The organism is Aurantibacter sp. UH7, assembly GCF_056839165.1.
The window spans coordinates 4,606,220-4,619,932 of the sequence record NZ_CM166388.1; the positions used below are offsets into that span (position 1 = coordinate 4,606,220).

A 13,713-nucleotide genomic window follows, 5' to 3' on the forward strand; every position below is an offset into this window, starting at 1 on the left:
AACACTAACCTTTTTTTTAAGCGTGCTGATCTTCCAGCTCACTAATTTTCTTAGGCAAATCAAGCTCAAAACCTTCACTTTTAGAAAGTTTTATTGCTTTAAAATACTCAACATACATTCTTGTAATTTCAGACATAGGTAACGAACAAGCCGCTTTATAATTAGTTTTACCTAATTCTATTCTATAGTCTTCATTAACTATTATTTTCTCGATAGCATCTGCTAGAGATTCTGTACTTGCTGGATCAAAAAACTCACCTGTATACCCTTCTTCTCTTACTAATACACCTAAATCGCCTAAATCTGGTAATACAACAGCATTACCATAACTACCGGCTTGGTGTAAAACACCAGAACTACCAGTTGTTGATGTATATGGGAATACAGTAACTGCACTTTCACCAAACAAACCAGGAACATCTTCTTCGGCTACATAGCCGGTAAACCTTATTTGCGGAACGTGACTATATTTAGTCTTCATAGCATCTAAATAACCAGGTGTATTAGGACTATCAGTACCAGCAATAACTATTTCAATATCTTCAGACGTTCTTGCTCTTATTACTTCAACAGCTTCTATTAATATTTCCACTTTTTTATAGGTGCCAAACTTACCAAAAGCCATTACTTGTTTTGGCCCTGTTGGTAATTGATAATTCGGCTCTGGTGGTGTTTCAAAAGAACCGTGAGGAATTAATGCAATATTTCTAGCTTTATATTTCGCTTCTAAAATAGTAACATATTTACTAATTGTTACTGCTAAGATATCTGAGGCTAAAACAAATCGAGTTAATGTTGTACCAATAAAATTATAGGCTTTCTGTAACAATCGATTTTTGGTAAAACCAGCATTCTCTAAATCTACTTGTTCAAGAATATTATGAAGCAATGATATGGTTGGTATACCTTTAAATTTGCAAAACATAGGTAACATTAAACCTAATGCTGCAGGCACCTTTTTATCCCCAAACTTTAAAAACTGTAAATTAAATAATACAGCATCTGGCTTGGTTCTAGAAATAGTTTTACTAACATTTAAAAGATTCGCGTAACCATTAAATTTCCAACTTTGTTCTACGGTAATCTTACATCCTTCCTCTTCAAAATCTAAATCTTTAGGCTCGTCTGTATAGTCAGTGATTAGTACTAATTCTGTTACATCTTCTTGTAATCTAAAATGTTTAACCAAATAATAAGCATACTCGGTTAGCGTAACTTTACTTGGAGGGTATGCTGTAACTATTGCTAATTTCATCTTGGTAATTTTATATGGTTATATAGATTTTTTTTGAATATTGAAATTCTTAAAAACAAAGAATAATAATTGAGCTACCAATAGTAATACCATTGCAAGAATTTGTACTTGAACAACTATAGCTAGACTACTGTGAAAAATTATAATTAGGAAGACTTGAGATAATCCTAATACACCAGATAAAACTACCGGTGCATATTGGTTTAATGAAAGAAAATAGTATGCAAAAATATTAGAGATTGCAAATAATGAAGTGGCTAAGGCATATTGCCATAATAAATGAGCTACAGAAATATAAGCATCGCCAAACATTAATGTTATGATAGTCTCAGGCATTAAATAACATACAACCACAATAAGTGCAGACAAACCTCCAATAAAGAAAACATATTTAAAAAGTACTGGAGCTGTTGGTTCACCATCTTTTTGCTTTTGCATTACCGTTGGCATTAAAAGCATAACAAACATCCATGCTACAAAATATACTACACGACCTATTAATGCTAATGATGAATAAAGTCCTGCATCTACAGCATTAAAAAAATGTTTTACCAAAAGCACATCACTATTATTAATAATAATCTGTGTTAGTTCATAACCAACAGTTAATCCTATAAAAATCCAGACTTGTTTAAGATCGTCTCCAACTAATTGATTTTTTGAAAAAAGATTTATCGATTTTAAGTCTGAGGGTATCAAACCAAATACAAAAGATATTCCGATACCGAGCGCTATTAAAATTCCAGGTTGTAATGGAATAAACCATAGGAATACAAAAGTCAAAATTAAACGACTCCACATTTCTGTTTGGTAGGTACCAGCTAATTTGGTGAATTCTTGTTTTCCTTGAAATCTTCCTCTGTTCACACTCATTACAAAGTAAAGTGGTATTCCAATCGCAAATATTACGAACATCCAATGATTTTGCGTGTGGAAAAGCTCTTGAAGTGATTTTGAAAAAAGGAGAATAACTATACCTGTAAAAAGACCAAATATTAAAGCATACTTATAAATTGTATTTTTAAAGGCGGACCAACTATCACCAGAAAAAAGAACAGCAAATTTTGTAGTTGCAAGTTGAAAAGTCATCCCTACAAATGACAACACTAATAATAGCGTTACAAGTAAAGCCGCATCGGCAAAAGCTTCAGGACCTAACAAACGACCTAATAATAAATTATATAAATAGTTACCCCCATTAACAATGAGAGCACTACCCATAAATAATTGTTGGGGAGAAACTTTTTTTAATACCAGTTTAAGCGCGGTCATTACACAAAATATATGAGGTTTTCGTTTGCTTCATAATTTCGGTAATATTCTTGTTTTGCTTCCCGATTATCAGAATTCCTTTACTTTTTTGGATATAATCTAGATACAATTGTTCCATTGTTATTGCACTACTCTCTTCTAATACTGTAACATTTTCTAAATTGAGTATAACATTATCAAATTCATTTAAGAAATTATCAAGATGTTGCTTTAAGATTAGCGTATTTTCAGAAGTAAGTTCTCCCAAAACTTCCAACATTTGATTTTTCTTTTTTACTTGTAATGCCATAATAATATAATTAAGATTAAGAGTTTAATTCGTTAATTTTTCGCAATAAATGGAGTCAAAATAAACTACAATTTTACCGGTCATTTTTAAATCCAAATAGACTGTGAATTCAAAAGAATTGTTATTTAATTATTACCTGTAAGAGATAGCTATTTTAGCTAACTGACCGACAATTTTTACAGAATCTTTCATCGAAAGCTTAGACCCATCAGCATGTATCCAACGTTTTAAAGGTTGCTCACAAATTAACTGTTGTACTTTTGCTTTGCCATAATGTTTACGCATTCTCATAAATATCTCTACATCAAATATCCATTTGGTAATAAAAGGTTTTGTGAAAAGCATTGGGATTATATCGCGCTCCATTATTTTTGCTCCACATTGCGTATCATTAAAAGGCATTTTTAATATTGAGCGTATGATTAAATTTATAGTCATACTTATAATTTTACGTGCGGACTCTTTAGTAATATCGGCGCCCATTCTACTCATTCTAGAACCGCTAACAATTTTATAATTAGATTCATCTAAGGTTTTTACCAAATCATCAAAATCTCTAAAATCTGTAGACAAATCTGCATCTAAGAAACCTAGACAATCAAATTGTTCGTCTTTATATAAATGAAGCATCCCTTGTCTTACAGCTTCAGCTTTTCCACCATTCTTTTTACAATCGTAGACACTAATATTGTTTTCATTTCCTTTTCTAAGTTCCTCAAGTACTTTTAAAGTATTATCTGTAGATCCATCATTAACAAAGCACAAGTGATATCCCAAGTTTCTGTTTGCAAAATCCTTAAAATCATCACTGGATAAACGCTCTTCTTCGTTATAACAAGGGATTACAACACCAACCACATTTTTTTGCAGCATTTGAGTATCGTTAGAGCTTTCAACGTTAGTTTCGGTCTCAGGAACTCCTATTAGTCTTTTTATCCTTGCTGCCATTTCGTCAAGACTGACAGGTTTTTTCATATAATCATCGATGCCAAGGTCAAAACCATCCATGATGATTTTTTCTTCAGTATTACCAGACATTATAAGAATCGGAGTCTTTTCAGTTTCATGAGCACGAATATGCTTTACAACATCAAGTCCGGACATATCACCCATATTTATATCCACTAATACTAAATCGGGTTTAAATGAATTAAAAAGTTCAATTCCTATTTCACCAGAATTAGCCGTCTCAACAGTATAGCCTAATTCTTTAAGTCGCTTATCTACTGAAAGTAGAATTAATTCTTGGTCGTCAATAGTTAAAATCTTCATAGTTGAGGTTTTATATAGAAATTGATTTGTGTAATCTTTATTTTTTATGAATTAATATAAAAGCGATATTTGGCGCAATTGTATAAACCTGAAATAATGTAGGTATATTCTTACTAATAACGCAACTGAGCTTAATTATTGCTGAAACACCTGTATTTTCGATGAAATACACAGTTATTTTTACATATTAAAAGTTGTTTGGGTAATCAAATCTTTTTAAGGAAATAATTACCCTTAAACAACCACTCGGGGGAACTTAAAATTCTATTTACAAGACTTAAATTATATTTTCGTTAGGCAAATATCATTAACATTACATGAGAAATTTGATTGAAGTCGTTCGATTGCAATTATCTATAGATGGTTGGTAAATTGGCTACTTCCAAAGCAGATTCTTCCCTTTTACCTTTACGACATGAATTAAACACTAATAAATACAAACAATTAGCGTTATGTATTTGTAGTAAAAATCTCACTAATTTATGATTCGTTTTTATCTATTTCTTTTTGCTATGCTTTCATTTATAGAAGTTAGTTCTCAGAATGACATGCAAGAAGGATTTTCACTCCTAGAAAAAGGAGATTTTGAGCAGGCTGAGTCTTTTTTTAATGACTACCTTAAAATTGAACCTGAAAACAAAACTGCCAAGCTTTGTTATGGTCGTGCTGTGGGTTTAAGTGGTGAGCCTACTAAAGCAACTAAACTATTCGCAGAGTTATTGGAATCGTACCCAGGTGATTTTGAAGTAGCTATTAACTATAATGAGTCTTTTTTATGGGCCAAGAAATATGCGGAAGCCAAACCTCTGTATGCACAAATGGTAAAAGAAAATCCCGATAAATTTGCAGCAGTTTTAGGATATGCCAATACGCTAAGCAATTTAAAAGAGTATAAAGAGGCCTTAAAAATAGTTGAAGATGCATTAAAACTTGATCCTGAGAACGATAATGCTAAAATATCACGAAAATATATGCGCTTAGGCTATGCCAATGAATTTGTAAATAAACAAGATTATTCGAAAGCCGAAACTACCTTAAAAGAAATCTTTATAGATTTTCCTGAAGATAAAGATGTTCTTTTAAATCTAGCTAATTTATATCTTATTACTAAGAATGTAAAAAGTGCTAAAAAAACCTATGTACGTTTTGCTACTTCACCGAAAGACTCTATAACAGCATTAAACGGTATAGCACTGGCAGAGCATATTGGTGAGGCAGATAAAAAAGCTTTAGAAGTAGCTGAATTATCAAAGTCTAAGGTATGTAATATTGAAGATACTGAGCTCACTGAACGTACTTATGATAGATATGTTCAAGCGTTAATATGGAATCGAAAATTTATTTCAGCTAAAAAACAAATTGATAGTTTAGAACAAGAAAACTCTAATAAGAATTGGATTCATGCATTAAGGGCAACATTAGGCCTGTATACTGGTGATTCAAAAACAAGTGTGAAAAGTTACAATCGAATACTGGTAAATGACAGTACTTCGTTTGACGGAAATCTAGGTAAGGCTAATGCGTTATTTGCTGCAGACTTAATTATACCAGCATATAAATCTGCTTACAACACACTTAATTATTACGACAACCAAAAAGATGCATTAGGATTTATTGAGAAACTCAATTTAATGCATACTCCAACAATAGAAGAACATGTAGCTTATACCTTTGACAATGGTAAAAATGCTGCATTTTTCACCAATACAACCGTTGACGTTCCATTCACCACTAAATTTAGAACTACAGTCTCTTACTTTTATCGTACCACTGAAAACAGTATTTCTGGTAACAAAGCACAGTCGCACGTACTTTTAGGTGGACTACAATATAAGTTATTACCTAAAACAATTTTAAAAGCAGTGGTGGGGCTAAACAATTCCAGCTTTACTACAGATTCCTATACGCAACCCGTATTAGATGTAAAATTAATGATGCAACCTTTTAAATTGCAAAATCTAACTCTTGGGTATCAAAGAGAAGTACAAAATTTTAATGCAGATTTAATAGAGCGTGAAATTGTGCAACACCACTATGGATTGAATTATAATTTAGGAACTAATGTAAATTTTGGTTGGTATACACAATTAATGCACACCCAACAAAGTGATGATAATGTTCGAAACCTATTATTTACATCACTGTACTATACCCTTTCACAAAAACCAGCTTTAAAGATGGGATTAAATTATCAATATATTACATTTAAAAATCAAGTCCCTACCATTTATTTTAGTCCCGAAAAATATCAAGCCTTTGAATTATTTGCTGATATACGCGGTGAAATAACAGAAAAAACAACATATATGGCTAGTGCCGCTACAGGTTTTCAAAAAGTTGAAGAAGACCCTTATACTGCTATTTTTAGGGCAGAAATTGCATTAAAACATCAATTTTCTAAACGGTTAAGTGGTAGCATTTATGGTAAGTATAGTAACATCGCTTCAGCGACTGCTGCTGGGTTTGAATTTACTGAAATAGGACTTAAAGTAAAATGGTTATTTCTTAAAAAACCATTGTTCTTCAATAAAATTCAGAATTAACAAAATCAGATTTACTTGTTTAAAAGGCTATAAGAAAATGCTTTCCTAGTTTATCCATCATCAAAAAAAGAGCATAAAAAAACAACCATATATTACATATGGTTGTTTTTTTTAGTTTGACAATGTTTCCCCCGAACCCAAAAAAAATAAAAGGGAAACAATGGGGTTTGAGCCCATTTATTTATGTCATTAGATTTAAAGCATCCCTGCCATTGCTAATGCCGTACCAACAACTACTGTACTAATAACTGTTTTAAGTCCGGTTACCATAGCTTTCAAAATAAGAACAAGTAGGAAAGTTTTCATAATGTATAGATTTAAGGTTATATTTTTCTTTAGTATACTTCAAATATATAATAGAATAACATCCTAAATCGAGTGCTATAGACCAGCAAACAATTACTATAGATGAATGGTAAATGACTAAGGAAGAATGATTTATAACAAGTTTAATCGACGCATAAGTTCAGGTCGATTAGAGCGGCTAATTGGAACAACATTCTTTTCAATTAACACGCTGTTATCTTCAATATCAATAATTTTAGTAAAATTAATAATGTAAGACCTATGAATATGTAAAAAGATGTTATCGGGTAATTTGTCTTTAATATTTTTCAAGGTAGTATGTACGCGAAAATTTTTATTTATAGTCTTAACCTCAATATAATCACCTTGAGCTTCAACTACTAAAATATCATTATACTTAAGCTTAATTAACCGACGATCAATATTTATGTATAAATCTTCATTAACATCAATGTTCTTATCGGTCGATTGTGGCGTATTCGATTTTTTAGAGAGTTCTTTTTTTACCTTTTCTATACATTTTTCAAAACGATCAAAGGTTATTGGTTTTAATAAGTAATCAACAATAGCCTCATATTCATATGATGCTATGGCAAAATTTGTATCTGAAGTAGTCAAAACAATTTTGGGTGGATTTTTTATGGTCTGTACTAAATCTATACCACTAAAACCAGGCATGTGAATATCTAAAAAGATGATATCTATATTTTGTTGGTTTAAAAACTTAATAGCCTCTATTGCATTATCAAATTCCTGAATTACATCTAATTCAGGTACTTTTGAACAAAGCTGACTAACTACGGCTCTCGCTGTAGCCTCATCATCAATGATAATACAATTCATAATTAAATAGTTTTTAGATATTCTTCTATTTTATCTAGAATTTTAACAAACTCACTTTTCAATCTGTCATTTCCTAAACGTAATTCCTCTTCAAAAATTACAGCCAAGCGATAACTTTCTTCAAGTCCAAGAATATTAAACTTATGTTTTAATTTATGAACGTTCTGTGAACCTTCTTCAGTTCTTTTGTTTTTTATATTTTCAAGGTACTCCAGTTTTTCAACAGGAAATTCCATTTTCAGTATCTCAATGAACTTAATTTTAAAGGGTTCATCATTACCTGCAAGTTCATTTATGTATTTTATATTCGGAGTTTCCATAATTTATTTTTTAATTGTAAAAAAGAACGTTGCCCCCTGCCCTTCTTCTGAATTCAACCATACTTCGCCGCTATATGAATTGACAATTTTCTTTACCAATGCCAATCCTATTCCTGTAGCTTTAAAATCATCTTCAAGTTTCTTAAACATTTTAAATATATCTTCTTGATATTTTTTAGCAATTCCTTTTCCGTTATCAGAGACAGCAAACTTCCAAGCCTCTTTTAGTTCATTTGCATCTATTCTAATAAGTCCGTTCGGATTACTTTCGGTGGCACTTATAGAATTTAGCAGAAGATTTTTAAACAACTGTTCTAATTTATATTTACCGATTAAAATAGTTGGTAAAGATTCTGAATATTCAATTTTAATATTTTCCGGAACATAAATTGTTTTTATCAACTCATCTAGTAATTCCTTAACGTCAACTAAAACTTCCTTTTCCTCAAGGTTGGTAATTGTAGCATGTTTTAAGATACCATCTACTAAGGCATCCATCTTTTCTAAATTCTCACTAATAATCTGACAATTACCTTTTGTTTGCTCAGAGAAATTTTCGAAATCATCTTCCTTAATACATCCAATAAGAAAATTAATATTACGCATTGGAGATTTTAAATCGTGAGAAACCATATGAGCATAATTATTTAATGCCTCATTACGTTCTTCCAAATTCTTTAGCAGCAAATCTTTCTCTTCAGATATTCTATTTATTTCCGATGCTTGTTCTTCAAGTTTTTTTGCTAATACAAGAGGCTCGTACGACAAATGCTCTTCAGTTTCACCATGAGAAGCCTTATTAGGATTTGGGTTTAATGAAGCTATCGAACGCTCTAATGATTCTATTACTTTCTTTTGTGATGCTGCTCGCTCTCTCAAGACCTCATTAGCTTCAGAAAGTTCTTGCGAACTTATTACAGTGGAGCGTTGTACTATTTCAAGTTTAGAATCATTATCAGCATAAGACTTACTAATAGCCTCTAAAAAATTGGCTATAGATTCCTGCTCAGCCCACTGCGTAGGCAAGAATTTCCGAATTTGTCTGGCTAATAATTTATGCATTATTCACTAAATAGAGATAAAGTCATTGTTTGGTTGTGTAATTTACACTCTTTCTGCCCGGCAAAAGGTGCCAATTCTCCATAAGAATAAAACCCTACAATTTTTGCATTAGATCCTATACTACCAATTACTTCTTCAACTTCTTCTTCGGTACGCTGGTCTAAAACTAATTTTCTACCTACACAACTAACTAATAAGGCTAGTTCAGGTTCATTTTTTCTATCTCTCATAGCATAATCACCAGCTACTGAAGCACCTTCTGCAATATCATCAACGGTTGACATCATTAATTGTACTTTAGAACCTTCAGGAACATCACCTGCCAAAATCATGGCATTATTAGCTTCGTCAATATTTAAAATTGTTCGAACAATTACTTCTTTACTATTTGGTTTTTGTACACTTAATGGGAACAAAAGTGCTGCTTCTGGCAAGTCGTTTGCTTTATCGCCTAAATAGAGTTTATATAAATCAAGAGCAGGTTTTCCGTCTAATTCATACAAAATATTATTCTTAGATTTGGTGATAGTGCGTTCAGGACCAAAACCTGTCCACCCTCCAAAATTGGCACTGGTAATTTCTAAGGTATCACCATAAAATCCAATCCCAACCACTTCTCCTTCTTTTGGGTTTTGGTTGTAAGATGCCATAGTGCGCTCAAAGCGCGCATCATCACCACAAAGTCCTCCTGATATAGAAACCTGAGCGTCTAGGCTCTCTTCAATGCCTTTAATTAATCCGCTACCATTTACGTTAGTTCCTTCTGAAATTATAAAAACATGTTTTAAATTTTCTTTCGGAAGTTTACTTACTAAACTTCTTCCTAAAGCCTCAACATCCATATCGAAAGTAGTCATATTTTCTCGTACCACTTTAAAGCTGTTTTTTTCGAATTCGATGGCCGTAAGAACTACGCTGTCGTCATAAACCCGACTTTCCAAAATCTCACCAGAGGTAGTACCAAAAACAATATGTCCTTCCGGATACAATGATTTTATTTCTTGATAAATACTTTCAGATTCTAGCGCATATCTATTACCGAAAACTAAAACCAAAGGTTCTTTTAATTCTTTACGAGAATCTACAAATTTCCATTGTTTGTTCTTCTCCTTAACCCCCTGATCTATTTTCATGATTGTTTTTTTAAGGTAAAATAAAAAGTTGTACCCTCACCTGGTGCACTATCTAACCACACTTCTCCTTCATATAAGTCGATAACTTTTTTTACTATTGACAAACCAATACCAGTTGAGCGTTCATTATCACCTACCGATTGAAAAATCTTAAATATTTTTTCGTGATACTCCTTAGGTATTCCTACTCCATTATCTTCGATACTAAATTGCCAATGTGTTGAAGTTTCTGTATAATCTATATTTACCAAGCCTACTTCCTTTTCAATATGCACAACAGCATTACTTAAAAAGTTTTGAAACAATTGATGAATCATAGTTTTATCTGCAAAAAGTGTAGGTAATTTTTTAACGATTTTCACCTGTACATGCTCCGGAATGTAAATAATATCTGTTATTTCTTTAATAACTTCATTTACATCTACATTGGTGTTATTTACTGTATCACTATTAACAGTAGAATATTTTAAGATACCAACAATAAGTTTATCCATGGATTCAACTTTCTCCTGCATCATGCGCAATTGGCTTACTCCGTTTTCGTCTAAAACATCTTTATAATCTTCATAAAGCCATGTTGCCAGCGCACTAATACTGCGCAATGGTGATTTTAAATCATGCGAAACTATATGAGCATATTCTTGTAATCCTTTATTACTTTTTTCTAAATCTTCTAGTAGTTGCTTTCTTTCTATTTCAAGATCATGTTGTGCACTAATATCTTCAATCATTGCAACTTGGTAATCTATATCATCATCATTTTTATAAACATTAACAGAAGTTTTAGCCCATAAATACGAACCATTTTTACAGGTATATTTTTTTGATAAAGTAAAATTATCAATCTCGCCCAATTGCATTTTATTAATTAGTTCCTTAGATTGTTCAATATCTTCTGGCACAGAAATATCACTTACATATAAGTTTTTTAACTCTAGTTCGGTATAACCTATTAATTTTTCGAAAGTTTTATTAGACCGTATTATTCTACCAGCATTTGTAAGTACAATACCTAATGGTGAATTTTCTACTATAATATCAAGTTGTTTCTTTTGAGCAGATAACAAATGCTTAATTTCTGTTTCTCTTGTAATATCTCTAACAATTCCTTGGGCTGCAATTGGATTTTTATCTTTATCGTAAATTAAACTCCCATTTATTTGAACGAGTTTAACGGATTTATCTTTAAGTATTAATTTAGACTCATATTTATTAAAAGTACCATACTGAAGTAAATTCTGCATGTAATTTATATTGTACTCTAAATAATCGGGATGAACTAATTGCGATAAGTTTACATATTCTTCACCAGACTTGTATCCAAAAAATTCTTTCGCCGAAGAATTCATAGATATAACATTAAATTGTAAATCCATAACCACATAAGGATCAATAATATTTACAAATGCACCATCAATATCCGTTGTTTTTGTACAAATTAAACTCTCTAATCGCGCGTTGGTTTCTTTTAAATGATGTGCAACATCATACAATTCTTTAGATTTAGCTTCTAAGATTTGTTCAGCTTGAACGCGTGCTTTTTTCTGACGCTCTAATGCTTTTTTAAGTAAGAGTACTTCTTTGCTATCCATTTTGAGTAACATCAAATTTTACTTCAGTACCATCCTCCTTTAATAATTCGTAAACTATAGTAGCATTACCATTAAAATGTTCGAAACATTTTTGCATTAAACCTTCTGCCAAACGATATAAACCTCTGGAAGATGAATATATCATTGAAATAGAGTTATCCGTTTTCTCTAAAATTTTAAATGTTGGAAGTTCAGCTTCGGGATATAACTTTTTAACATGAACATGTATGTGGTCTTCAATAGAATATAACAAAGACAATGGAGATTTATAACTATTTATTACCTCTGGGTGTGCACTAGCAAGGCTATTAAACAAATACAGACCAAAAGTATATATCAAATCACTTACGGGTATATTAACCTCATTACTTAAACTTGTAATTAGACTAACCATTTCATTAAAATCGTAAGTACCTACTGAAGTATAAATACCTTCTGAAGCTAAATCAGAATTTTCAATAATATTATCGGTAATTTCAAGTCCGAAAGAAGATTCGACCATTTCTAAAAACTCAGTAAAAACAATTCCTTTCATTATCTAGTTAAATTTAAAATAAAAGTAGGAAATGTATTACTTTCAAAGTAATTTTTGTTGTGAAATGGCTATTTTCTTATGCCTTTACCACTTCATTAGTTTCCCAATACTCAAGAACTTTTCTAATTTTAGTTTCGTAATCCTCATATTTTAAGGGCTTTAGAACGTATCCAGCAATACCTATTTTATAACATTCTAAAAGATCTGCTCTATTTTCAGATGTTGTCAATATAATTGTAGGTAGATATTTTAATACATCATCATTCTTAAGAATCTGTAAAAATTCTATTCCACTCATCTTAGGCATATTTAGGTCTAAAAGGATAATATCTGGTAAATCGGCATCCGATTTTAAGATATTTAAAGCTTCCTCGCCATTTTTAGCTTCAGTTATATTATGCTTACATTCTAATTTTGAAACAGTTCGTAGTAATTTCATTGTTTCAATAGCATCATCTTCAATAAATAATATATTCATAGCACTTAGGTTTTGTTGTGGTGCAATATTCTACAATAACGAAGAATTAGATTTAGAAGTGTAGACGAATGGAGATTTACTGTCGACCAATGGTTTATTTCGGACGGTTAAGGATTCACAAAAACAGACAAAAAAGCAATATATACTGCATTTTTGATATGCTATATCAAATTGATTTAAGGAGTTTCAATTGAAATCAGCTATACTATTAAGTTAAAATCTCATTTATTAGATTTGAAAGAATCCGAAAATGCGTTTCTTTAAACGAAAATGAGCACCATCTGAATTGAGAAGGAATAAAATATGATAATAAGAGAAATTTTAGCGGCTGATAATAAATCACTTGCGAAGATTATTAAGGCAATATTCGTTGAATATAATGCTCCAAAAGTAGGCACTGTATATTCGGATCCCACGACCGATAGCTTGTATAAATTATTTGAACAAGAAAAATCAATACTTTGGGTAATTGAACAAGATAACCAAGTATTGGGTTGCTGTGGAATTTATCCAACCAAAGGCTTGCCAGAGAATTGTGTGGAGCTAGTCAAGTTTTATTTTTCTCCTAAAGCAAGAAATAATGGATGGGGACTTCAGATTTTAGAATATAATATAAAATCGGCAAAAGATTTTGGATACACCCAAATGTATCTTGAATGCCTACCTCACTTTTCGAGCGCAATAAAGATGTATGAAAATTCAGGGTTTGTTCATCTTGATAAACCTTTGGGTGACTCCGGGCATACCTCCTGTAACATTTGGATGGTTAAAAATCTTTAATGCTAGCTCCTTTAAATCTAAATAAATTTTAGA

At 31.5% G+C, this 13,713-nt stretch carries 13 protein-coding genes; 2 read left to right on the plus strand and 11 right to left on the minus strand.

Translation table 11 applies throughout. From position 1 onward, the window contains the following. Positions 1-16: 16 nt before the first annotated feature. The 4 genes from UH7x_RS19610 to UH7x_RS19625 all read right to left on the minus strand — a co-directional run bounded on the left by UH7x_RS19610 (position 17) and on the right by UH7x_RS19625 (position 4,088). A complete protein-coding gene (locus UH7x_RS19610; RefSeq protein ID WP_482361622.1) occupies positions 17-1,255 on the minus strand; it encodes a glycosyltransferase in 1,239 nt (412 codons plus the stop codon). A gap of 18 nt (positions 1,256-1,273) precedes the next feature. Beyond that, a complete protein-coding gene (locus UH7x_RS19615) occupies positions 1,274-2,476 on the minus strand; it encodes an MATE family efflux transporter (protein WP_482361623.1) in 1,203 nt (400 codons plus the stop codon). Between the two features lie 37 nt (positions 2,477-2,513). Beyond that, positions 2,514-2,816 (minus strand): hypothetical protein, encoded by a 303-nt coding sequence (locus UH7x_RS19620; RefSeq protein ID WP_482361624.1) that lies wholly within the window; start codon positions 2,814-2,816, stop codon positions 2,514-2,516. A 132-nt stretch (positions 2,817-2,948) separates the two neighbouring features. Next, positions 2,949-4,088 (minus strand): response regulator, encoded by a 1,140-nt coding sequence (locus UH7x_RS19625; protein ID WP_482361625.1) that lies wholly within the window; start codon positions 4,086-4,088, stop codon positions 2,949-2,951. A 482-nt stretch (positions 4,089-4,570) separates the two neighbouring features. Between UH7x_RS19625 and UH7x_RS19630 the strand changes: the two genes are divergently transcribed. After that, positions 4,571-6,631 carry a tetratricopeptide repeat protein gene (locus UH7x_RS19630; RefSeq protein WP_482361626.1) on the plus strand — a complete coding sequence of 687 codons (2,061 nt, stop codon included), beginning with the start codon at positions 4,571-4,573 and terminating at the stop codon, positions 6,629-6,631. Positions 6,632-7,069: 438 nt separating this feature from the next. On the opposite strand, the gene UH7x_RS19635 is transcribed toward UH7x_RS19630, so the two are convergent. From UH7x_RS19635 to UH7x_RS19665, 7 genes are all read right to left on the minus strand, one after another. Further along, positions 7,070-7,780 carry a LytR/AlgR family response regulator transcription factor gene (locus tag UH7x_RS19635; protein ID WP_482361627.1) on the minus strand — a complete coding sequence of 237 codons (711 nt, stop codon included), beginning with the start codon at positions 7,778-7,780 and terminating at the stop codon, positions 7,070-7,072. Between the two features lie 2 nt (positions 7,781-7,782). Then, positions 7,783-8,100 carry an Hpt domain-containing protein gene (locus UH7x_RS19640; RefSeq protein WP_482361628.1) on the minus strand — a complete coding sequence of 106 codons (318 nt, stop codon included), beginning with the start codon at positions 8,098-8,100 and terminating at the stop codon, positions 7,783-7,785. Between the two features lie 3 nt (positions 8,101-8,103). Continuing rightward, positions 8,104-9,162, minus strand: coding sequence for a sensor histidine kinase (locus UH7x_RS19645; protein ID WP_482361629.1), 1,059 nt, complete (start codon positions 9,160-9,162; stop codon positions 8,104-8,106). Next, positions 9,162-10,295: an FIST signal transduction protein gene (locus UH7x_RS19650; protein WP_482361630.1), complete on the minus strand. Its 1,134-nt coding sequence runs from the start codon at positions 10,293-10,295 to the stop codon at positions 9,162-9,164. The genes UH7x_RS19645 and UH7x_RS19650 overlap by 1 nt, the downstream gene beginning before the upstream one ends. After that, positions 10,292-11,887 carry a PAS domain-containing sensor histidine kinase gene (locus UH7x_RS19655; RefSeq protein WP_482361631.1) on the minus strand — a complete coding sequence of 532 codons (1,596 nt, stop codon included), beginning with the start codon at positions 11,885-11,887 and terminating at the stop codon, positions 10,292-10,294. The genes UH7x_RS19650 and UH7x_RS19655 overlap by 4 nt, the downstream gene beginning before the upstream one ends. Then, complete coding sequence (locus tag UH7x_RS19660) at positions 11,880-12,422, minus strand: heme NO-binding domain-containing protein (protein WP_482361632.1); 543 nt, start codon at positions 12,420-12,422, stop codon at positions 11,880-11,882. Before UH7x_RS19660 ends, UH7x_RS19655 begins: the two co-directional genes overlap by 8 nt. A 76-nt stretch (positions 12,423-12,498) precedes the next feature. Beyond that, positions 12,499-12,900, minus strand: a complete 402-nt coding sequence (locus UH7x_RS19665; RefSeq protein ID WP_482361633.1) for a response regulator — start codon at positions 12,898-12,900, stop codon at positions 12,499-12,501. 303 nt (positions 12,901-13,203) lie between these two features. On the opposite strand from UH7x_RS19665, the gene UH7x_RS19670 reads away from it, so the two are divergent. After that, the gene (locus UH7x_RS19670; protein WP_482361634.1) at positions 13,204-13,680 is read left to right on the plus strand and encodes a GNAT family N-acetyltransferase; all 477 of its coding nucleotides are present in this window, start codon (positions 13,204-13,206) and stop codon (positions 13,678-13,680) included. The last annotated feature ends 33 nt before the right edge of the window (positions 13,681-13,713 follow it).